This is a genomic window from Coraliomargarita algicola, assembly GCF_033878955.1.
Taxonomy (GTDB): domain Bacteria; phylum Verrucomicrobiota; class Verrucomicrobiia; order Opitutales; family Coraliomargaritaceae; genus Thalassobacterium; species Thalassobacterium algicola.
In genome coordinates this window covers 5,088,533-5,109,388 of the sequence record NZ_CP138858.1, presented here as the reverse complement: position 1 = coordinate 5,109,388, position 20,856 = coordinate 5,088,533, and the positions used below count along the sequence as shown (strand labels likewise).

At 48.6% G+C, this 20,856-nt stretch carries 19 protein-coding genes and 2 tRNA genes; 6 read left to right on the top strand and 15 right to left on the bottom strand.

All coding sequences use genetic code 11. From position 1 onward, the window contains the following. Nucleotides 1-4 precede the first annotated feature (4 nt). The 4 genes from SH580_RS20870 to SH580_RS20855 form a co-directional block, all read right to left on the bottom strand. Nucleotides 5-3,334 carry a HEAT repeat domain-containing protein gene (locus SH580_RS20870; protein WP_319832744.1) on the bottom strand — a complete coding sequence of 1,110 codons (3,330 nt, stop codon included), beginning with the start codon at nucleotides 3,332-3,334 and terminating at the stop codon, nucleotides 5-7. Between the two features lie 116 nt (nucleotides 3,335-3,450). Next, nucleotides 3,451-4,341: a hypothetical protein gene (locus SH580_RS20865; protein ID WP_319832743.1), complete on the bottom strand. Its 891-nt coding sequence runs from the start codon at nucleotides 4,339-4,341 to the stop codon at nucleotides 3,451-3,453. A 21-nt stretch (nucleotides 4,342-4,362) separates the two neighbouring features. Continuing rightward, a complete protein-coding gene (locus tag SH580_RS20860; protein WP_308950916.1) occupies nucleotides 4,363-5,043 on the bottom strand; it encodes a type II secretion system protein in 681 nt (226 codons plus the stop codon). Nucleotides 5,044-5,095: 52 nt separating this feature from the next. Then, nucleotides 5,096-5,956: a hypothetical protein gene (locus SH580_RS20855; protein WP_319832742.1), complete on the bottom strand. Its 861-nt coding sequence runs from the start codon at nucleotides 5,954-5,956 to the stop codon at nucleotides 5,096-5,098. 100 nt (nucleotides 5,957-6,056) lie between these two features. On the opposite strand from SH580_RS20855, the gene SH580_RS20850 reads away from it, so the two are divergent. Next, nucleotides 6,057-7,088 (top strand): LacI family DNA-binding transcriptional regulator, encoded by a 1,032-nt coding sequence (locus tag SH580_RS20850; RefSeq protein ID WP_308950918.1) that lies wholly within the window; start codon nucleotides 6,057-6,059, stop codon nucleotides 7,086-7,088. A gap of 285 nt (nucleotides 7,089-7,373) precedes the next feature. On the opposite strand, the gene SH580_RS20845 is transcribed toward SH580_RS20850, so the two are convergent. Then, nucleotides 7,374-8,309, bottom strand: a complete 936-nt coding sequence (locus tag SH580_RS20845; RefSeq protein WP_308950920.1) for a sugar phosphate isomerase family — start codon at nucleotides 8,307-8,309, stop codon at nucleotides 7,374-7,376. A gap of 20 nt (nucleotides 8,310-8,329) precedes the next feature. Beyond that, on the bottom strand, nucleotides 8,330-9,112 hold the full coding sequence (locus tag SH580_RS20840; protein ID WP_319832741.1) for a PIG-L deacetylase family protein: 783 nt from the start codon (nucleotides 9,110-9,112) through the stop codon (nucleotides 8,330-8,332). 163 nt (nucleotides 9,113-9,275) lie between these two features. On the opposite strand from SH580_RS20840, the gene SH580_RS20835 reads away from it, so the two are divergent. Continuing rightward, the gene (locus SH580_RS20835) at nucleotides 9,276-10,157 is read left to right on the top strand and encodes an AraC family transcriptional regulator (RefSeq protein ID WP_319832740.1); all 882 of its coding nucleotides are present in this window, start codon (nucleotides 9,276-9,278) and stop codon (nucleotides 10,155-10,157) included. A 116-nt stretch (nucleotides 10,158-10,273) separates the two neighbouring features. On the opposite strand, the gene SH580_RS20830 is transcribed toward SH580_RS20835, so the two are convergent. Further along, nucleotides 10,274-10,347 (bottom strand) — tRNA-Cys (locus SH580_RS20830). A gap of 116 nt (nucleotides 10,348-10,463) precedes the next feature. Between SH580_RS20830 and SH580_RS20825 the strand changes: the two genes are divergently transcribed. From SH580_RS20825 to SH580_RS20815, 3 genes are all read left to right on the top strand, one after another. Then, a complete protein-coding gene (locus SH580_RS20825; RefSeq protein WP_319832739.1) occupies nucleotides 10,464-10,751 on the top strand; it encodes a hypothetical protein in 288 nt (95 codons plus the stop codon). Between the two features lie 171 nt (nucleotides 10,752-10,922). Then, nucleotides 10,923-12,194: an FAD-dependent oxidoreductase gene (locus tag SH580_RS20820; RefSeq protein WP_319832738.1), complete on the top strand. Its 1,272-nt coding sequence runs from the start codon at nucleotides 10,923-10,925 to the stop codon at nucleotides 12,192-12,194. Nucleotides 12,195-12,357: 163 nt separating this feature from the next. After that, a tRNA-Ser gene (locus tag SH580_RS20815) sits at nucleotides 12,358-12,447 on the top strand. Nucleotides 12,448-12,780: 333 nt separating this feature from the next. Here the strand turns inward: SH580_RS20815 and SH580_RS20810 are convergent. The 6 genes from SH580_RS20810 to SH580_RS20785 all read right to left on the bottom strand — a co-directional run bounded on the left by SH580_RS20810 (nucleotide 12,781) and on the right by SH580_RS20785 (nucleotide 18,722). Further along, nucleotides 12,781-13,869 carry an integrase core domain-containing protein gene (locus SH580_RS20810; RefSeq protein ID WP_319832737.1) on the bottom strand — a complete coding sequence of 363 codons (1,089 nt, stop codon included), beginning with the start codon at nucleotides 13,867-13,869 and terminating at the stop codon, nucleotides 12,781-12,783. Nucleotides 13,870-13,946: 77 nt separating this feature from the next. After that, nucleotides 13,947-15,908, bottom strand: coding sequence for a hypothetical protein (locus SH580_RS20805; RefSeq protein WP_319832736.1), 1,962 nt, complete (start codon nucleotides 15,906-15,908; stop codon nucleotides 13,947-13,949). 26 nt (nucleotides 15,909-15,934) lie between these two features. Further along, nucleotides 15,935-16,360, bottom strand: a complete 426-nt coding sequence (locus SH580_RS20800) for an ExbD/TolR family protein (protein ID WP_319832735.1) — start codon at nucleotides 16,358-16,360, stop codon at nucleotides 15,935-15,937. Further along, nucleotides 16,360-16,899: an ExbD/TolR family protein gene (locus tag SH580_RS20795; RefSeq protein ID WP_319832734.1), complete on the bottom strand. Its 540-nt coding sequence runs from the start codon at nucleotides 16,897-16,899 to the stop codon at nucleotides 16,360-16,362. Before SH580_RS20795 ends, SH580_RS20800 begins: the two co-directional genes overlap by 1 nt. Before the next feature lie 23 nt (nucleotides 16,900-16,922). Next, complete coding sequence (locus tag SH580_RS20790; protein ID WP_319832733.1) at nucleotides 16,923-17,669, bottom strand: MotA/TolQ/ExbB proton channel family protein; 747 nt, start codon at nucleotides 17,667-17,669, stop codon at nucleotides 16,923-16,925. Between the two features lie 42 nt (nucleotides 17,670-17,711). Beyond that, a complete protein-coding gene (locus SH580_RS20785) occupies nucleotides 17,712-18,722 on the bottom strand; it encodes an aldose epimerase family protein (RefSeq protein WP_319832732.1) in 1,011 nt (336 codons plus the stop codon). 323 nt (nucleotides 18,723-19,045) lie between these two features. Here SH580_RS20785 and SH580_RS20780 point away from each other — a divergent pair, with 323 nt between their 5' ends. Then, a complete protein-coding gene (locus SH580_RS20780; protein WP_319832731.1) occupies nucleotides 19,046-19,285 on the top strand; it encodes an IS66 family transposase in 240 nt (79 codons plus the stop codon). 582 nt (nucleotides 19,286-19,867) lie between these two features. Here SH580_RS20780 and SH580_RS22300 read toward each other — a convergent pair. Further along, on the bottom strand, nucleotides 19,868-20,083 hold the full coding sequence (locus tag SH580_RS22300; protein WP_486599294.1) for a hypothetical protein: 216 nt from the start codon (nucleotides 20,081-20,083) through the stop codon (nucleotides 19,868-19,870). After that, nucleotides 20,038-20,820: a transposase gene (locus SH580_RS22275; RefSeq protein WP_425607106.1), complete on the bottom strand. Its 783-nt coding sequence runs from the start codon at nucleotides 20,818-20,820 to the stop codon at nucleotides 20,038-20,040. Before SH580_RS22275 ends, SH580_RS22300 begins: the two co-directional genes overlap by 46 nt. Nucleotides 20,821-20,856: the final 36 nt, after the last annotated feature.

Sequence of the window (20,856 nt, the reverse complement as noted above, 5' to 3'; positions counted from 1 at the left end):
AGAATCATTGGTTGAGCGGCTCGACTTTGAACCAACGAGTTTCCCCCGCTTGCAATGGAATTTCCATGGTTTGACCAGAACCGACCAACTCGTTAGTATCAAAGTCATACATATGACTTTGATATGGAAGTGAAAGCGGCACAGTCCCACTCACGATACCGTGTAAGGACAAGAAGCGACCGTTGAATTCAACAGCGACTTGGCCACTTGGTGCCATAACATTGACCCCTGCCTCTTCGGCAATCCGCGCAAGCATACCGGCATCAAAGGTCCCTAACATGCCCAAGTAAACGCTAGTCCAATCATCAAAACGCTTCACCGCGATTGCAGCTTCACCATCAGCATAGAAAGCCAAAGGAGTCGCCTCGGAATCCTTCACGATAAATCGTTGAAATCCTAGAGGCATATTGCTCTTCGGAATACCGCCACTCATCACTCGAAAGGAAGTCTCCCCCATACCTGGGACTCCAGATAGCCCCTGTGTGAATGGATCTTCGACCTCACCAAACCTCACCTTAGGAAAGGTAGTTACCGTATTGGATTTGATTGTAAAACCAGCTAGCTCACTGACCGAATCATCCGATAGTCCATCATCGCTGACATAACCCGAAGCATAATTCCAAACGATGGTTCGGCCACCATTCTGCAGCAGCTCCATCACACACTTCTTTTGCGAGTCTGTGATTCGAAAGGCGTCTGCAAAAATCAACACCTTGTAATCAAACTGCTCAGGATATGCTAGAAGATCAGACAGATAGACATCCTCAAAAGGAACGCCTGCCTGCTTCATATAAGCGGGATTGTAACGCGATACTGTCTGCAAGGAGCTGACACTTGTGCCGCCTAATCCCTTGCTCACACTCTTGAAGAAATCCCCCATCCAATAGGCAGACTCATCATTCCAAACAAAGGCGACTTCTGGACGGTACGGAGTTGGATTATTAATTTCCAACTCTTTGTAAGCACGCACTCCATTGTTAATTTCTTCAAGTATTTCCGGATCACGATACATCGTGGTCGCCAAATCTAAGAACCAAAATCCTTGCCCTGCAGCAATCATTTGCGCGGCTTCGCGTCGGAACGTAGCCTTAAACCATTGCGGGTTCATGGCAGCTCCCAAACGGTGCGCTTGAATCTCTGCTCCACTCGTTCGTAGCCATGTGCGTAAGTCCAGTTCTTTCACGGCTATTTTCCCGTGTTGGCTAATCGAAGCGAGTGAAGTACGAACGCCCCCGACATTGCCAGGAAGACGAAGCTCATAATAAGGCTGAGGCACAAGAATATCCAAATCCTTAGAAGGTAACAAAACGGTTTCTGCGCCTTGGCCACGTCCGCCCCCCATTTGCCAAGTCATTGCAAAGGCGGGACGATCCCAGGCTTTCTTAAAAGCACGCGCTAAACGTTCACGGATGACTAAACCTTGCTCAGACTGGAACTGCTGGTGGTCGACAAAACGCTGCTCTGTCGTCGGGCTCAAAAAGATATTTTTTTTCTTCTTAACCTGCTTCACTAAATCATCCACATGAGGGATCTCCGCGCTTGCTAAAGTTACCTCGTCATCGTTCCAAGCCGCCTGTAAGCCCGCATCCGACTCGTAGCGGCGAGTCAACCAATCACGAAATGCCTGCACCGCCGCGTCACTGTAATCAGGCCACATTGCAGTCATAAACTGAAAATCATGGCCACCCGTAATAAAAGCACCGACGACACGATTCGCATAGGGCTTCGTCTTTAGTTCCGCAACAAATGCTTCAATCACTTTCTCCGCATCCAAAAGTGCCTTTTCACTAAACGGAGAAGGCCACCAGCGATATTCATTCAAAGCACTCTTGCGCAAGAAATCGACGCCCCCCTTAGGCAGAGACTCTGAAAACCCCTTAAAATGAAGTCCGTTACCATAGCCCCAATTTCCTGCAGCATCTTGCCATGCATCTTCCGGATGTGTCTCGACCCAATCTCTCGGCCAACAGACATGGAGGTTCAACACGAACTGGCTATCTTGAGCCTTGAGCGAAGCTTGCTCCAGCCAATGTAAAGGCGTCCGAAAATCATACGCTTCTTCACCATTCCAGACTGGATACGCTGGTGGATAACGCTCATCCACAATATCGTTCATCTGAACGGATGAAATCAGAGTTTTTACCCCGGCAATCTGCTCCATGCCTGCATAATCGCCAAAGTGGCTTCTCAGAATGGTGTAAAATACAGGGGGCCTCACCTCTCCATCGATCACTAAGCGTGATCGGTCGCCCTCTTTTTTAACTTCCGCCAATGACGGCTCTTCAGGCTCTGGCTTCCACCTTTCTTCTGGGAGAGTTTCGGTAGGGACTGGTTGGATATATTTAAAATCGGGTGCCGGCGCACTCACGTCATCGATCCAAACCGTTGCCGGGTTACCCGTTAATACAATTCGAATATAATACTCTTTATCAGACTTGGTCTTATCGGCCTGAATAAAGCGCTTGTCCCACACTCCTTCGGGACGATTCCTCAAGATTGTGTTACCTAAAACAACCCAGCCACGAGCAATTTCACCCACCGTCAAACTGCCATCGGCTCTCTCAAAAAAGATCTGAAGTGTTGAGTCGAAAGGTGCATCATCTGAGTGATAATACATCCGAACCAATGGTTCTTGCCCAGCCTTCACCAACAACGGCTTAACTGAACGTAGTGTGATTTCACCCTCCGATGAAGTCTTTTCAATTCTCAAGCTCCCCCCAGCACCACGACTCTGAGTTTCGTCAAATGTAACCGTTCCCATTCCTCCATCTGCAGTTAAAAAAGTCCAATCGGAAGTCCAATTGGGATTTTCAAAAGTTCCATTTTGAATGGGATCCTCTGGCGCGGGAGGTGTAGGATCGGGACTATACACCTTTTCAATCAAAGGAAATATTTCCTGCATCAACTCACGAAGTTCAGGATCTTTCAATCCATCTAATTGTGCCCGCAAAGCACTGATGACCGAAATTCGCTCTCGCAGAGAAACCGCTGTCTTTGCCCGTCGAAGTAAAACTTCTTTACCTGGCTCACCTAATGAGAGCAAGGTAACTGCAGCTACCGATCGCGTCGACTCAGTATTTGGATAGCCCAACTGCTCTTCAAGAACTCGTAAAGTCATAGGCGAAGTGTCGCCAACTTGCCGGAGTGCATAGGCCGAAAGGCCGACGACCTCATTGTCCTCCGAATCCAATAGCTTTAGCAGGCGTGCCAATTCTTCTGTAGTTGCCGACTGCTTTTCAGCAATTGCGACACAAAATTCAGCAGGCTCAAGAGACGCTCCAAATGACATCAAAGCGGTCAAAGAAAAGAGCACAGAAAAATAACGGAGAAACATAGATAAATAGAAGTGTGGGTAATAAAAAAGATATAATAAGTAAGCATAGCTAGCGCTAGTACGACTGAATCAGACGAACCAACCGGGACTAACTTTTCGTAAAGAAAGTATAGGATCTACTCCATCGCAGGGTATGCACCTGCGATCAAATCCATAGCCATAGGCTTCCATTCATCAGTGGAATCGGCGACAAAACCTTTGACCTTACAGGAGTAACTTTCAGACACCAAGCGACTCGCATTTACCATCAGATACAGTTTATTATACTTGCTCGGCCGGTATTTCAGGAAGCTCTTATTATTTGATACGCCAGGAAACACCTGCGGATAAGCTAGAACTGCCCCCACACCGGTTTTCTCAGAAAATAGTGCGATACCTGTAATATCATCACGGATACCCTTCTCAACGACATTACCCAAAAAATTGCCTTCTTCTAACCCTCCATCCTTTAGGATGGCCGACCATGTCAGCATTTTCGGGTTCCAACAATGCATATAAACATATGCATAATTGACCTCGGACGTATCTCCGACCTCCTCAAAGTCAGCCAGCTCTTCAAGTCCCTGCTCCGATAATATGACAGTCCACGTGCCACGAACCGGGCCATAGCGAGAAACCTTCGTGAATTTGTAGATGTCGCCTGCCGGAGCCTCTAATGGTTGACGAAACGGATAGACGACTCCATCGACTTCTAGAGTGAGCGATTCGATAATCTCCCCCCCATGCTTGGTGCCTATAAATTCGTATTTAGCTGGCACCCCCTCCTTCTTCTTCATTTTCAGGACGGTCTGATGCGCTCCGGTATCCATCAAAATCTCCTCCCCCTGATACGTCAGTGTGTTGATTGTCCACGCCGCTTCCTTCGAAATTTCTAACGAGTAATCGCCCACTTCCAACTTCAATGAAGAATCACTTAAGTATGGAACAGCAGACGCAGCATTCGCAATGGAACTAACAAGCAACAAACTCATCAAGGCAGCGTTAAAGATTTGATTCACTAACTTCATATTTTCTATTCAATTTTCCTTCTAAAATTCAGGAACAAACTGTCCGCGCCCCAATGGCTCGTCATATCCAGGAGGTGATTCCATATTCAACTCGACCGATTCAACATGCTGGTCAACGTAAAGGACATTTGCAGTGGATCCCACATGGCGCGGATCCACGTCCGTATAGGAAAGCAGTCGAAACATTCCAGCATTGAGAGTCGAGTGTTTCGAATCTGCGAGTAGCACTGTGTTCGACGGATTAGGAATTGTCACCAGTGGCACTCCCTTTCGATACTCTCCGTCAACTGGCGAAAGACGCTGGTTAAATCCATAATCAGAATATTTACCCCGGCTTTGTGCCGTCCACTCCTCAGGGCGTGAAGGGCAAATCAACACATCATACGCTTCATGAAGGTAAATGTTGATAATATATTCCGACCAAGTCGAACGAAACGAATGAACGTCAGTACCAAACGTCGGCCCTGGATAAGTCCCAGAGCTAACGCCCTCCTCACTAGGAGGAAGGCGATTATAGTGCTCATTGGAGAAGAGCATTATGCCCTTCCCCAACTCGCGAATATTCGCCACACACTTAACCCGATCAGCAGTTTGCCGAACTCTACCAATCCCTACAATCAAGATCCCTAAAAGGATTCCAGCAATCGCAATTGCAGACAGCAATTCGATGAGAGTAAACCCTCTCTTTCTATCAATATGCATATTCGAAATGGAATAAATCACAGATCCAAAATAGGGCGAGAGGAGCAAACAGCTATCTACGGCGGCGCGCCTTAACGACACAAACAAATCCGATGGCAGAGAGACCCAAAATCGCAGCAAAGTTTGATGCTTCTGGCACTGTCACAGTTGCATTCGAAATCGTCATACTATTCAAGTTCGCACTGGCACCCGCACTCGCCATATAGAAACCAATAGTATCAAAGGTCGCCGGATAGGCAGATGCAAAATAATCCTCGTAGCTCGCTACAATCGTACTACTACCAAAATTTCCAGAGACCAGAAGATCATCTCCAGAGCGCTCTAAAAACAAATTCAGTGCGACTGCGACATTATCACCAAAACTCTGATTGGCAGGCGCATCAGTCACTGTACCAGTCGTCGTCGACGAGGTAGAAAACGGAGTTGAACTCCCAGCCTCCCTGCGGTAGATGTTTGAATTACCCGAAGCAAAGAAAATCCCCGTCCAGTCTTCTCGATAAGATGTTTGATCAGGGGAAGTAGCAAGTCTATCACTGACGACGGCGGTGGTTAACTGCGAACCGCTATCATATATTCCAAATCGGAAATCAACAACTGTCCGTGAGCTAGTTACGGTGGCGTAATCAAATGTGATACCGGCTGAGTAACTCAACGTATCCCCATCCGACAAAGTCACTGGAGAGCTTGGGTCCGCAAAATGCGACCAGAAATACGTTTGCGCCCCAGTGTCAGTTCCACCGTAATTGAGAGTTGCCGTATTGGTCGCACCATTATCGATGCTAGTTCCAGTATTAAATGAATACCAATCATCAGCGGCATACGTTTGCGCGCTTCCGACATTTAGACCGAAGGCTAAACCAACGGTAACAAGTGATAAATTGCGAAGGAGGTGTAGTTGTTTTTTAGTAGTCATGATGGTTTTCTAGCTGGTGACGTCGCTGTTGCAATAAAACTGTAATGAATACTGATTCATTGGCTTGTTTCTTAAGCCTAGAAATGCTATTCCTCAACTAATGGAACCCCCAAAACGCATCACTCAAAGGGATCTCGCTCAACTGCTGAACATGAGTCAGGTCACTGTATCCAGAGCCTTGAGCAATAGCTCTTTAGTATCAGAAGCGACCAAGGAATCCGTAATGCAGGCCGCCGCTAAACTCGGCTATCAGCCTGATCCCGCACTCAGTAGCCTGAACGCTTATCGCCGGACAAAGCAACCCATCAAAAACGGTCAAACCCTAGCATGGATCACTGGCCAAGAGGCAACTAAATCAAGTATATGGTACCAAGGCGCATTACAGCAAGCTCACAACTACGGTTACCACATGGAAACATTCAGCCCAAACTCAAAGGGGATGACTCCAGCGCGCGTAATGCAAATACTACACAATCGTAATGTTAGCGGTTTAATTTTCGCACCTCGTCGTCAAGCTCACACGCAACTAAATATCGACCTAAAGAATTTCTGCGCGGTCGCGATCGGTTACACACTTCAATCTCCCATCGTGGACCGTGTGATTACCGACCACCATCGCAACCTCATGATCTGCTTCCAAAAGTTATATCAGGCTGGCTATCGTCGCATTGCCATGGCCACTTCCGATAGCACTGAGCAACGGATCGAAGGTCGCCGTATCAGTTCTTACTTATATCAATTACACAAACATCCGGATGCTGAAAAAATACCCATCCTCGAATATCCTAATACGATTGAAAAAATCCCTCGGGCAATCATCCCCTGGATTGAGAAATGGCGTCCCGATGCCATTCTTTACCAGAACCCTCATGTCCTGAGTGCCTGCCGTGACTACGGAATCAAAATCCCAGAGGACATTGCTTTCGCATCCATCGCTCTGAACCCCCGATGGCCCAAAAACGAAGATTATTCCGGAGTGGACGAACTCTATCCACAAATAGGAGCCTTCGCCGTTGATACACTGGTGGCTCATATCCGAAAAAACGAACGTGGAATTCCCAAAGAACGACGCGTGCATATGCTGGAAGGAAGGTGGATCGCTGGATCAACAATGCGACACGCCAAGCACTAAGCATTCAGCCACTACCATATAATCTGTATTATACCTCACACCATACTTCTATGGAACAAGATGAATCCGAACGGAAGCAACGTATCATCCGCGACAGTACACCTCACTGACCACACTGAGGTTGGCCAATATATTCAGGTTCACACTGAATTAGAAATGTTTCACATGATTTCTCACCGCTAGACGAGTTGATCGAAAACAACAGCCCGCAGATCAACGATCTGCAGGCTGTATATGAACAAGGCATCTACTGTCGAAAACGAGACCCATACGGATGCCAAACGACTAGTGCATATCGACCACGACATCTCCGATACCAGAACGAAGGAAACTAAAACGCACTTCAGGGTGATCCGCCAACAAGGACATTGGAACCGCACTATCGGCAATCTTCTTTGAAATCATCAATGCACTCAAACGCATACCAAATGGATTGTCATGGTGGCCCGGATGCCAAATGGAAACAGCGTCAGCCTTCCAGGTTTCCTGAGGCCCCACTGTGGCGGCATGGGTTGGAATCATACTGACATTGCCACCACCGCTGGTACGCGCATTTTGTATCAACGTAACTGGATGCAGTTTGACAATACGTGTCGCCAACTTCCGATACTCTTCGGGCGTAGGCGGCGCATCGGCATATTGCCCTTCACGTGGCAAAGGATCATTGAATGCCCAGTGTTTAATCTCGCCTTGGCCACCTTGCATCAACGCACAACGCACTTGATCATAGCTATCACTATATGCCTGCAAGTCTCCACTAGGGAAATGCTTATTCGCAGTCGGCATCGCTAACTCCTCTCGAATACGATCAAAACACTGGGTGTTATCACAGCGTGCGAACGACAAGGGATGGGACTCTTCAACCGGAACTCCATTCTCCAACCATTCGTCCATGCCCCAGAAATGCGCATCTAGCTTTCCGAGATTCATATCCAATGCATTCACCATCTGAGCAACCAGTGGCAGTTGCTCCGTCGGACCAACGGGACCGCAAATTCCAACAGGATTATCCGACGTTGATTGCTTCCACGCATTCAAATACTCCAGCGCTTGAGCCGTGTATAATTCTTGCGGTGTATCATAGATCCGGACCGTGAACCCAGGACGTGATAATTGTTCAAGATCCTTCGCCGACAAGCGAGCGGCGTCTTGCAGAAGGTCAGCTTCCAAAGTCGTGTAATCCCACCACCCTTCGGCTAGTTTACTAATTGGTCTAGGCATAATTTAATCTATTGGTTCAGTTAATCGTTTTTGTGAAAATTTGAATTTTTAAGACAGGAAGATCCTAGCAGTTCAGCGATCGGATCAAAGTCAGACGGTCCGAAGCCCAATGGATTGTGGCGTATCAAACCTTCCGCCAGCGAGAACGCTCCCGAACGCTGCCCCATCGCTGTAGCCATCTCAGTCATCTCAGTTTCGAGAACGGACATTCCTTGCGTGTCTTCAAGCCACTGCGCCTGACTCTTGTGGCAGTTCAGCATGGCAGTCTTTGTAGCGATCACATCACTAATGTCGATAAATCGCTCTGGCGTCACCGTTCGCCCAAAGGGATCCTGTAGTCCATGTGGCATCGCGTGATACACGGCTACCGGCTTATCATACGGCTCAACAAATGGATCACACTTCGCATTCTTCATGCTACGAGATATTGCGGCAGTTACCGCCAATCGCGCACTATTTTGATGATCTTCCATGTAATCCGCAAGCGCCTGAGTTAGTACAATGTCTGGCTTCACTCGCCGAACTGCCGCAATGACTTTAGCCAACGACTCTTGATTATAATAAACCTCTAGATCAGGAAACAGTGGCGGATGCATCATCGCCCCCATTACGCTAGCCGAAGCCTGTGATTCTTCCCAACGACCCCGGACACACTCTTCTGGACTTAAAGTAGAACTCCCTAAAGAACCATCCGCTAAGTTCATCATGTGAATTTCGACTCCACGCGATTTCAATTGGAGCAAAGTCCCGGCCAACATGAACTCAATGTCATCGGGGTGCGCAACTATAGCTAAAGCAATCATATTGAATTAAACCTTACAGCATGCGGCAGAAAAAAACTGCCTTGAGCTTGCACAATAACAATACTAAATTAACCTCCACGAGCTCCAGAAGCGCAAACTGAAGCCAATAGTAAGAGTCCCTAGCATAATCCTTCACCCTATTAAAAAAATATAATCTGAGAGCATGTTGCCACATGAAGCAAAAATCGAACTTCTGGCAGCCAGTCAGTACGGACTTAAAACCACCACATTTGAAAAGGAATGCGTAGATTTCCACTGGCATTTCCACCCTGAAGTCGAATTAGTGTGGATCGAATCCGGGGAAGGACTACTACACGCGGGCCGAGCGCTGGTCCCCTATCAAGCGGGACAATTAGTTTTAGTAGGCGCCAACCTCCCCCACGCCTATGGGTCCGCTCCCAGCCAACGCAAGGGAGCGAAATGGACCACTCTTCACTTTCGTCCATCAGTGTGGGGAAATGAATTCTGGCGGCTTCCCGAAAACAATCGTATCTTTGATTTACTCGAGCGCGCAGGCTGTGGCTATCTTTACTCCAATAAAACTGCTGCACAAGCAGCCGAGTTCCTAGTTCACATTCAAACCCCAAAGCCTGGAGATATGCCTCTGGCTCGACTACTCAATCTGCTAGATCTATTAGCCAGAGATGAAAGTGGACGTAAGCTTAACCCGCAGTCCGTGAGTGGCGGCAAGGTCGAATTACAGGATACTCGCCTGCAATTAGGACTCAGGAAACTAGAGCAGACCTCTCACGAACCAGGACTCACTCAAGCAGAAGCAGCTCAATGGATAAAGATGTCGCCCCCGGCCTTTTGTCGCTACTTCAAACGATTAACTGGCCGAAAATTCCAACACCACCTCAACGAATTGCGCATCTCACGAGCCTGCGCGAGCCTATTGGGAACTGAAAAATCAATTACAGAAATCGCATATGATTCAGGCTTTAACAATCTATCAAATTTCAACCGTCGTTTTAAAGAATTCACACAACACACCCCTCGCTCCTACCGCCAAACACAAGGTGGGCTCATTTCCAGTAAAACATAAATGATACATCAACCAAAGTGAACGAGAAAAGCCCCCCCCGAATGAAACAACCATTCCGAATCTCAGGAGCTACCAACAAAAAGCCCTAAGTCATTAAATTTAGGGCTCTTATGTGATGGAGGCGCGGGTCGGAATCGAACCGACGATAGAGGATTTGCAGTCCTCGGCCTTACCACTTGGCGACCGCGCCATCACGTGTTAAGGCGGCTAGTAGATGGATAAAAATGCCTAGATCAAGCGAATTTTTATTAAAATTTCAGTTTGTGAAAATCTTGAAAATTCGCCTGACTAAAAGCATTCCCTGATATGCCTTCTAAACCCGTCAGCTCTCCAGCTTCCAGCACCCGCCAAAAAACGAAAAATCGTTCACGCAGCAGCGCGAAGTTTATCCCGAATCTACAACAGCTCAACGATGCTGCAACCGAACTTCCCGATCCTGACCTCTGGCCGGAAAAAACCTATCAATGCCCGATACAGATCGATGGCAAACAACGCACAATCGAATTCAGCCTCAAGTCAATTAATCGCGGCAAAGTGCTGACGCCCCGCTGGACCTACGAGGGCCGCATATTAATTCGCAAACGCGATGCATAAATCGCGTCAAACGACTCTCTCTCTATATATATAATAGGGTCCGATAGCAGGGCTTATCAATTGTAAGTATCAAGCACCGAAAATTGACCTCTGCGCGTTGAACAGTTAAATTAGAGCTAAGCGCGAAAGCTACGAATTGTAGCTCCACGTAAACCTCAACCCCATGATGCTATGTTCAACAAAAAATCAGTCGACATCGCAGTCCTCGGCGCTGGTCCCGTTGGATTGACCGCAGCCCATATCCTCGCTGACAGAGGTATGGACTTCACCCTGCTCGAACGTGCAGCAAGCCCCCACGCCCATAGCTACGCCCTTGCACTACATCCAGATACCTTAGAGCTACTCGACACTCTCGGCGTGATAGCTCCCGTGCTCAAGCACGCCCTCCGACTACGAAGATCCACAATCTTCGACCAAGCGAATAAACAACGCGCCATCATCAACTACAGCGAACTCTCCGGCAAATATCCCTTCCTGGCTGTCATACCTCAAAGCCAACTAGAGACCATCTTGGTCGAGAGCCTCGCCCGCAAAGGCCACAAGCCGATGTGGAACCATCGCGCACGCTGTATCACCCCGAGCGCTGAAGGTGTACACTTCACCGTCGACCATCTACTAGAAGGCTCCACCGGATATGCCATCTCACACACCGAACAGGAAATCGAAAAGGTCTACGAATATCAGACCAATTATATGATCGCAGCTGATGGCTACGAATCAATGGCACGCAAGGCAGCTGGCATCGCCTTCCCTGAAATCAAATCCAGCTTGGATTACGCGGTCTTCGAGTTTGAAACAAACACCCGCCTACTCACCGAAATGCGCATGATGGTCGATCATGACAAGACCCACATATATTGGCCACTCGGCAATGGACGCTGTCGCTTCAGCTTCCAGATGCCACCGAACTTTGCGCAGAAGCACTCCTTCAACAAGGATCACGGTATGGTCGATAATCAAGCGCAGGAAAGCTCCGAATTGAGCAATGAACATCTCGACCACTTACTACGCACATACGCCCCTTGGTTCATCGGTTCCTCTCAAGATGTAAAATGGCGCGTCATGGTACACTTCGAAAAGCACCTTGCTGAAAGTTTTGGTCACGAGCGCATTTGGCTCGCAGGTGACGCCGCCCACATGGCTGCACCTGCTGGCATACTCAGCATGAATGTAGGCATGCTAGAAGGCGCCGACTTAGCCGAAAAACTAAGTATCGATACCGATCACGATGGTCGTCAATTCCGCCTAAACGCTTATAATCTCGACCGAGTCACCGAGTGGCGGCGCCTCTTCGACGTCGACCAGAACATAGTTGGCGAAGGCAAAGCCGCCGAATGGTTACTCCGACACCGCAGCAGCATTATCGGCAACATACCCGCTTCTGGTCAAACATACACAGAGATACTGGAACAGCTCAAACTACACGAAACGGTCGCCGCCTAAAAAAGCCGAGATACCGCCTGTCGCATGCCGGACGAAAGCTCCCCCAGCATGCTTGGACCGCAATAACCATGGTATCAATTGAATTTTTACCAGAAGATTAAAATCAAACACAGTCCAGGCTTGCCAAGCGGGCAATAGGTCCCTTTCTTGCTCACCTTCCTGAGGAGAAGTGGCAGAGTGGCCGAATGTGACTGACTCGAAATCAGTTGTACCCGAAAGGGTACCGGGGGTTCGAATCCCTCCTTCTCCGCCATATTTACTAAATTACGAACCAACGATACCAGTTCACCCCCCCCCCTAAGTTACTACAAATAAGGGGCTTACATAAGGAAATCCAGCCTAACCAGTATCGCCAAGTTCGCAAATCCTAAGCTAATCCATGAATCCGGCCACAAGAGAGAAGCCGTGTCACGACCTACATTAGGGTCTTTTTCTCTGGACTGAAGGCTTTCCGCATCGTGTGGGATAGGGTCGATCAACTTCAAATCATGAAGGACGGCTGGCGTGGCTGGCCAATCAGGCTCCGATTCGGGTCGATTTCCTTGCATTATTTCGATCATTTCGATCACGGGTTCTTATGATTTTGCTATCCGGCCAGTCGTTCCTCCTCTCCGTTTTCTCGATGATAGTAGTTTAACAGCCCTCCGAGCCGTTCAAATTTTACAACTGAACCGCTTCTGCCCTTTGTTTCAGAGGCATACGGAAACGGTATCAAATTATCCAAACCTTGGTGGTTACGCTCGTGATGATAGTGCTCAACATACTCATTGATCGCCTTCCTCAGCGAGCGCTCGCCGAAGAATATCATACGGTCAAGGCACTCCTCTTTCAGGCTTTTCACGAAGCGCTCAGCATAGCCATTCTGCTCAGGTGTCGCGACGCGGGTCTTGATGACCTTCACTCCTGAAGTTTCCAAAGTCTCGCAAAATTCATTCGTGAACAGCGGATCGTTGTCGCAGACGAAGTATTCCATCTTATCCAAGAAGCCATCTTCCGAATCAGTGAGGTTCCGGGCGACCTGTGCCATGACCTGACCATTCATCTGGCAGCTGATCTGAGCGATCTGCACCTTGCGCTTGGCGAGGTTCATGACGAAAAGCGTGTGATAGCGGACAAGGCCGCGCATCGTCCAAACCTCCGTGGTGAGGAAATCCGCCACACACATCGTCGCCATGTGCGAGCGGACGAATTGCTTCCAAGTAGACTTCTTCATACGTTCCTCAGATGGAGGAATACCTGCGGCTCGAAGTATGTTACCGACCGTGGTTTCACTGACCTCGTAACCGAGATTCGAGAGCGCACCCTGGATGCGTCCATAACCCCAGCTTGCGTTCTCTTCCGCGAACTTGATGCAAAACTCACGGATGGTTTCCATCTCTTTTTGCCGATCCGTTTGGATCTTGCGCTTCGCCGTATATTTGAGTGCCACCAATTTACGGTGCCAGTAGAGAATCCGATCCGGCGTGACAATACTCGCGTATTGCATCAGTCCCTTGCGCCCGAGCTTCTTGCCGCATTTTGCAAGTTTCCGTCTTTGGGTATTGCTCAAAGCCAACTTCACATCCTTCTTCTCCAGCTGTTCTTTGAGTATCTCATTCTCGGCATGCAAATAGTTGATCACGTCAAGCTGTCTGCGGTTCAGCCAGCCCGCCAACGTGGCTAAGAAAATGGTCATTTACGTCTTCAAGGCGCTTTTTTCTAATTTCCGTAAGTCATTGGCAAGTAGAACAGTTCATAAAGTTGTCCCTTCATCTATTGCGTCAACGCGTCAAAAGGACACATCAACACTGAGAAGTTGGTCACAGCTGGACCGTTTTCTAAACGAACGAGAAGTATATTGTAGCCAGGCTTCAGCAAAACACGGCGAAAGCCCTCATCCATTTGCCACGCAGACAATCCCACATCCTGAAAAACTACGAGATCGTTAATCCAGAGCTTGGCTCTGTCATCACTGGCCACTGCGACGACCACATCGAGCGCACTTTCACTAAAGACTTCCGTGTAGGCAAAATAAACAGCAGAATTCATCTCGTCAGGCGGCTTAATCCGCAAATTTTCTGATTGCACAAATCGCCACTCCAATTCGATCGGCTTCTTTGTTACAGGATGCGACTTCCCCTGATAAGTCGCATCCAGATCGACAAAGGACTCGGGTGGCAATGGATTCTCGAATTCCTGACCACGAACCAGATCCCAAGGCCCGATAATATACCAGGTATCGATGAAGATCCATCCCTTGCGTTCTGACTCCATATCGAAACGGCGACCGGGAAGTGACTGAGCGTAGATTTGATGCTGATTCAAGCGGATGGGCTTTACGTTACTATCTGACCTGTTCGTCTCGATAAAGGAAGCGGCATCATAATCATCGCTTTTCCACATACCTTCCTCGTCACTTTCTCCGGCACCTCCTGCTGAACTATTGCTGTAGCTCTCCTGCATCAAGCTCCGCAAGTCTTGAAGGTTCCCGTCCTGACGACCAAGGTTGGACGCAGCCATAGACATTTTAGCCCGGATCGTAGCACTTTGACTCAATGCCGTTCTCAATTGTTCGGCTGTCTGTTTCGCATCGGAAGCATCCTTTCCGAGCGCGGTTTTTAAGCGACTCTCCGCCTGACGCTTCATCCGTTCACTCGAGCTGACAGCCTTGTCCAAAGCTTCATTAAACGCCGAAAATTCTTGGCTAGAATTTGGTTGGTTCTGCGAAAGCGCTTCCTTCAAATCCGGACCGGTATTCGTCTCCGGCACATAGACATGCTTCTTCGCATCCTCCAAACTCATTTGCTGGAGCTCTGCCAGAGCCGCAGCTTGATTTTCCGCAAATGCCGCATTGAAGCGCTCAGTCATCTTTTGTATCGATTCATAGAGCTCCGCCGTTTTCATCGCTTCAAAATCTTCATCCGAAGGTAAATCATTCACGAGCGACTCGTCGCTGGCTTTGGCAGTCTCCGTATCCATCCCTAGAAGGGTTGGATCGCTTGACTCAGTAGCCCCCTCCGAAAGCAGTTTCTCAAAGTCGCGTAGATACGCGTCCCCTTCCTCGGTTAATTGCTTCAAATCATCGAGGATGCTAGTAATGTATCTCAGCATCTTACGTTTTTCATTTTCATCGACAATATAAGTGGCCCCCTGATATCCCCGACGCATGAGATCGCCCGCTGAATGAATCGCATCCACCAGTTTTCTAGCCTGACCAAGGGCCTCCCAAGCAGCGGCGTCTTCAACAGCTTCTGCCAGTGCCAGTATTTTCATTTCGCTGGCGTGGCGATCTGAAAACTCCCGAAGGTCCGAATAAGCCTTCTGCATGCCCGGCACCTTGTTTAGAAAGGAAAGTCGACTTCGCGAGTAGTAGACCTTCCCGAATTGATCCATCAAGCGACCAGCCTGTTTGGCTAACTGATCCCATGCATCCGAGGCCTCTAAGGAGTCTTTCCGCGTCTCTACCACCTCTTCGATTTCGATGACAGTTTCACGCAGCTTACGAGCGTCTTCTTTGAGCGCTTCGCGCTTCTTCAGTTCCTGATTTCGGGCAATCTCACGCACTTGCTCCCGATCAGGCTCGGGGCGTTCAACCTTCACCTTTTTAACGACTTCCCCCTCTTCATTGACGGTCTCTTCAATCAGGGCGAAGGTCGTTTGCCGAAGGTCCTCATTAAAATATAACACGACGCCAGCGACCACGCTCAAAACAAGCGTAATGATCAATGCGATCAAGAGAGGAGATTTACCGTGCAGACCCATTATTTATCAAATTTCTCATGGTAGGTTCGAACACCTACGTTTCTCAGATTTCGGAAGCTCAATGCATCTAGCACTTCAACAAATCGATAGAACGGCGTATTCTCATCTGTATCCAATCGGATACGACGACCATCATTCTCCTGCTCCACAATGCGAAGCTCATCAAGCAACTGCATGATCGTAGTCGACTCTCCTTCCAGATAGATTTCGCCCTCTGCATCAATCGCAATAGCCAGAACAGTATCGTCGGGTGGAACCTCCAAGGACGACCGGGAAATCGGAAGATTCAGGTGTTCCACCTCCTTCCGGTCTTTCTTCAACATGGTGGTGACTAGAAAGAAAATCAGTAGCAAAAAAACACAATCAATCAAGGGTGACATACTCAGTGCCACATCTTCATCGTCTTCATATTTTCCATGACTCATTAGCGATATCCCTCCAGTGCAAAATCTTCAGAGGTTAGATGACGAAGGCGGACGCCAACTTGCTCAAAGCCCTGTAAGGCCAATGTGTCTAGCGCATCGATAACTAACTGCACAGGCACTTCCCGATCCGTATCTAAGCGAATAGCGATTTCCGTGCCGTGAGTATCGGCCACAGTTTTCAGGTCGGCAACAAATGAAGCGATTGGCGAATAAGCAATACCATCTCGATTTCGACGCAATCCATCGCCTCGGAGAAAACTTCCATCGGCTTCGAGGGCATAGATGATTGCCTCCGACTCGGCAATTGAAGCGAGCGCGGATGTATAGTCTGGCAAGACAACCGGGATTTGTTTTTCCAATTTCTTAAGCATGGTGGTGACCAGAAAGAAAATAAGTAGTAGGAAGACGCAGTCGATGAGTGGTGATAGATCGACCTCAATATTCTCATCCTTGCGTCGCCGACTCCGCAAACGACGAATGGTGGCAGCTCGTGAGGAGCTACTGGTTGTTAAAACCGGTTTTGGGTAGGTAGGAGGCATCACTTTGAAGGCACTTCAGCGCGTCACGCTGATGGATTCTCTTCTGCAGACTTCGTCGCCTCAGGGTGCAACCATGGAGCCATTAACATGTCGACGGACTCTTCAAGGCGAATGCCAAAACTATTGACCTTCGACTTAAAGTAGTGGTAGCTAGCAAGCGATGGAATCGCGATGATCAGTCCGAGTGCTGTCGTGATCAGTGCTTTACCGATCGAATCAGCGAGGACCGACGCATCGCCGGTATCCCCCATGAGGGCAACTTTCTGGAAGGACTCGATCATACCAATGATCGTTCCTAACAAGCCCAAAAGCGGGGAGATCGTAGCCACCACTGCAAGCGGGTAGGTTCTTAGATGCTGACGACTGACGGCGCGGCCAATCATATCCGTCACCCCAAAAGAAAGAATTTCGAAAGGGATGTGGGTATGCGTTGAGATATAGCCACCGAGCTTGGCCAAAACACTTTTATTGGATCGGCAGGCTGCTTCGATTCCTGAGAAGTCAGACTCAGTGGTATATTTCCTAAGTTTCTTTTCTAGAGCTTTCGGGATGAAGTTCGTGCCTCGAACCACGATGAGTCGCTCGATAAAGAATACGATGCCGATAAACGCAACCACGAGCAATACGATCGAAGTCACCCCACCTTTGAGCACTTCAGCCACCCAGTCAATCGTTCCGGTAGCACTCGAATCCAGCACAACTCCTTGGCCTTGGGCACTCAGAAAAGCTGTTGGAATTATTTTCAGAAGTAAAGTAAGTCGGTATTTCATAATAGTGTATTCTAATGGATAAAATTGTTGCCACTAGTCGGTTCATTCCGAAGTGCGGACGCTGTGATTCGTCAAACGTATTTCCCATTCACGCCGTTCATGGGGAAGCAACCAGCCGCTCGATTTCAGCTTCTCGGTGTCGTCAGACAGATATTCGCTGGAGCGGTTGGTGGGTTCTAAAATTAAATGATGCGCATTCCCCCAAACACCTCGAGACAACCAAATGGCAAGATAAGGAAGGTATCCCAGATCATACTCAACTGTGAGTGCTGATCCAGTGAAAGTGTTCGACAGTAGGATACGGCCATCAGATGGTGAATCTGAGTAGACTTTAATTCCAGCTTTCGGTATTTCCGGAAAGGATAATTGTGACAAATCGACTCCAGCCTCCAATCCTGGCCAAGTGATGACATCACCAATCGAAACCTGCCTCAACCCGGGATACCCGACAACGCGAAATTTCGGCGGAACTGTATCCATATACATTGTGTCCCCCTCCTCTACCGTAATAATAGGATGCCAGGCCCACAAAAACGGAATTTTCTTATCCGACAGGTTTTCGACAATAAAGCGCATCCGCAACATCGCGCCATCGAGGCTGATTTCGCGCATGTAGCGAATAGGTAAGACCTTTAAATCCAAATAGGTCTTCAAGGTTCCAGAGTTTTCAAGCAGATCCGCATCCCAATCAACTGAACTCGACCACACTTCGCCATGATCAGGCAATGCGTGTCCCTGCCTAGTCTCCGGCTTCAAATTAGGAAGTAATTCATCGGCGCCCATCAAATTACCGAAACCGAAACGAAGGTCCTTCATCAAACTGCGATCCTCTAATCGCGACCAAAGCCATTCCCGCCTGGAGACCTGGTCTTGGAGTGAAATGACTTTCCCTCCAAGATCTGGAACCACCTCGATGGCCCAATATTCATTGCGTGCTCCCAGGACCTCGAATCCGTCTTGTTGACGGCTATAGGCTTCCTCTGCTCGCAATGCCCCGATGGCGAGGCAGACCTGCAGGCATACAACAATCAATCTAAAGTCTATTTTAAGCATCACGGTGACGATTCAACCAGCAACAGTCCTAACATATACACGACGAAACCGTAGAAACAACTCCAACCACGACTCCCCGCCATCGACATGCTTGCAAAAGGCAAAGAAAGGGTCGAGCACGGGACAATGAGGTATTGTTTCTTTGAGCATCAAGTAAATCGTTATAGTTATGCTTGCCATTGTAAAGTGATAATTGAAAAACCTTCGAATTCATCAATTTACAGCGCTAACTGATTGATCAAATGCCTCAGATGGCCTGCGGTAAAGGGACTCTAGTCACCTAGTGGAAGTGTGCGATTATCCGCCCGTGGTTCCGTCATAAGTTGGATCGCTCACGGCCACCGACGATTGCTCCAGCGCTGAAACGGCACATTGACAACAGTTACGCCTCTGCGGAGCTGCTCTCATATATAGCATTGGGTAAATACCTTTACCATATCCCCTTGTATCGGCAGGAGAAGATGTCCGCGCATTGGGGCGCGCAGCTCTCACGCAAGACAATGGCTGACTGGATTGAAGCCGTCGCGGATTTGTTTAGCCTGGCCAATGTTTGCCAGCTGTAGATTACTTGGTGTCTGAATCAGTGCCCACGGATATTCCGTAGAACTATCTAATGTAATTAATCCAGGCCAACCTGTGTCACCCTTTACTTGGTTCAGCTGCGTTACAAATCATAGGAGCCAATAAGAAAGTTAGAAAAAACAAGAAATTTTGATCATTCATAAAATCGCAAGTTTCATTGTTGTCGATTAATCGCAGAAAGTAATAGGTTATAGCACGACTAAGGAATACGTTATTGCGCAAAACTCAAAGATGTGAAATAATAGAAATAAAGACACAGCCACCCCATCGGGATGGGCTAAAAATAAAAAAAGTGATTGGCTTAGGCCGACTTCCGACCAAGGAAGTCGTGATAAAACAAAAACAACCAAGCACAGTTCCGTCGTCTTTAATCAGCTTTGTAAGCTCATCCCTGTTGGGATGGTTCGCAATTTAGCCGCCGAGTGATGGGGTCGACCAAAAGAGCCGGACGTTTTCGCTGTGGATCCATGCGTCCTACTTTCTATATTGCCAACTCACGCATTACATCGGGCAAGATGCGAATCACCCGGATTAACAGTAACTTAGTCGTGCCTTAAAAAGCACTATGCGGCTCTAAGAGCCGAGTAAAATTTGTTTAGGAGGTGTATGTTACGTGATTGGAATTTATGCTCGCTCCATAAAATGAGGGCAAAAAGAAGCTCATTAATCCACTGTTTGAGGTTCCAGGCAGCTGCGGCGAGTCCGAGGTTAAGTTCGGCCCCAAGTGCTCCTTTCAGGAAGCACCGAGCCATGCGATAGTCACTCTTAAGGTGGCCGATGACTGGCTCGATCGCCGCCGCCGGCCATTGCGTTTTCGTTGTTTGCGCCGATGATACGCACTGAGCTTTTTGCTAATCTTTCCGGGGATAACCACCTCGGTTCCACGGACGTTTTTACGGCCGCGATAGCCCTTGTCCACTAAGACGCTTTCGAAGCTTTTTCCGGTCATAGACGAGGCCTGTTCGAGTGCAGGTTCCAAGGTGTCACCGTCGTAGAGATTTTCTTTGAAGCTGACCGCCGAGACGATCACGCCGCTGTCGCGCAGCATCGTCACCGAAGCCTTCCTTCCAAACTCATACTTTTTGTGGCCCTTGCCTTTGGCGATGCACAGCACCTGCGGATCGTGAAGGGAATAGACCTTGTTCTTATCGTGGCGCTTCTGCCGGAGCACACGCTCGATCAATGCAAGTTCCTCGGCGTAGAGCAACTCACCGCAAGAGCCAGCATTACGCTTAAAGTCACGTAACAAGCGGCCTGCGATCGTTTTAATTTTACGACGGCACTTCCTGCGCTCCTTCACCAAACGGTTGATTCGGGTGCGCAGACGCGCCAACAAGGCAGGCACCGTTCGCACATAACTACGACGCCAGGAAACTTCCTCGGCCTCACCCATACGCCAGAGCTTCTCGATGCAATCCACATGCAAGCGCGTGTCCGTAGGGAACTTAACATTGGCCTCTTGAACCGTCGTGTCAGCCACCAGTTCTTCTTCCTTCGCCACTTTATCAGCGTGCATTCTACCGTCATCTTGAAGATCTTTTCCACGCCCTCA

Excerpts from the sequence above, each read along its gene's own strand:
- SH580_RS20870 (WP_319832744.1), bottom strand. The coding sequence starts at position 3,334 with ATGTTTCTCCGTTATTTTTCTGTGCTCTTTTCTTTGACCGCTTTGATG.
- SH580_RS20865 (WP_319832743.1), bottom strand. The coding sequence starts at position 4,341 with ATGAAGTTAGTGAATCAAATCTTTAACGCTGCCTTGATGAGTTTGTTG.
- SH580_RS20860 (WP_308950916.1), bottom strand. The coding sequence starts at position 5,043 with ATGCATATTGATAGAAAGAGAGGGTTTACTCTCATCGAATTGCTGTCT.
- SH580_RS20855 (WP_319832742.1), bottom strand. The coding sequence starts at position 5,956 with ATGACTACTAAAAAACAACTACACCTCCTTCGCAATTTATCACTTGTT.
- SH580_RS20850 (WP_308950918.1), top strand. The coding sequence starts at position 6,057 with ATGGAACCCCCAAAACGCATCACTCAAAGGGATCTCGCTCAACTGCTG.
- SH580_RS20845 (WP_308950920.1), bottom strand. The coding sequence starts at position 8,309 with ATGCCTAGACCAATTAGTAAACTAGCCGAAGGGTGGTGGGATTACACG.
- SH580_RS20840 (WP_319832741.1), bottom strand. The coding sequence starts at position 9,112 with ATGATTGCTTTAGCTATAGTTGCGCACCCCGATGACATTGAGTTCATG.
- SH580_RS20835 (WP_319832740.1), top strand. The coding sequence starts at position 9,276 with ATGTTGCCACATGAAGCAAAAATCGAACTTCTGGCAGCCAGTCAGTAC.
- SH580_RS20825 (WP_319832739.1), top strand. The coding sequence starts at position 10,464 with ATGCCTTCTAAACCCGTCAGCTCTCCAGCTTCCAGCACCCGCCAAAAA.
- SH580_RS20820 (WP_319832738.1), top strand. The coding sequence starts at position 10,923 with ATGTTCAACAAAAAATCAGTCGACATCGCAGTCCTCGGCGCTGGTCCC.
- SH580_RS20810 (WP_319832737.1), bottom strand. The coding sequence starts at position 13,869 with ATGACCATTTTCTTAGCCACGTTGGCGGGCTGGCTGAACCGCAGACAG.
- SH580_RS20800 (WP_319832735.1), bottom strand. The coding sequence starts at position 16,360 with ATGAGTCATGGAAAATATGAAGACGATGAAGATGTGGCACTGAGTATG.
- SH580_RS20795 (WP_319832734.1), bottom strand. The coding sequence starts at position 16,899 with ATGCCTCCTACCTACCCAAAACCGGTTTTAACAACCAGTAGCTCCTCA.
- SH580_RS20790 (WP_319832733.1), bottom strand. The coding sequence starts at position 17,669 with ATGAAATACCGACTTACTTTACTTCTGAAAATAATTCCAACAGCTTTT.
- SH580_RS20785 (WP_319832732.1), bottom strand. The coding sequence starts at position 18,722 with ATGCTTAAAATAGACTTTAGATTGATTGTTGTATGCCTGCAGGTCTGC.
- SH580_RS22275 (WP_425607106.1), bottom strand. The coding sequence starts at position 20,820 with ATGCACGCTGATAAAGTGGCGAAGGAAGAAGAACTGGTGGCTGACACG.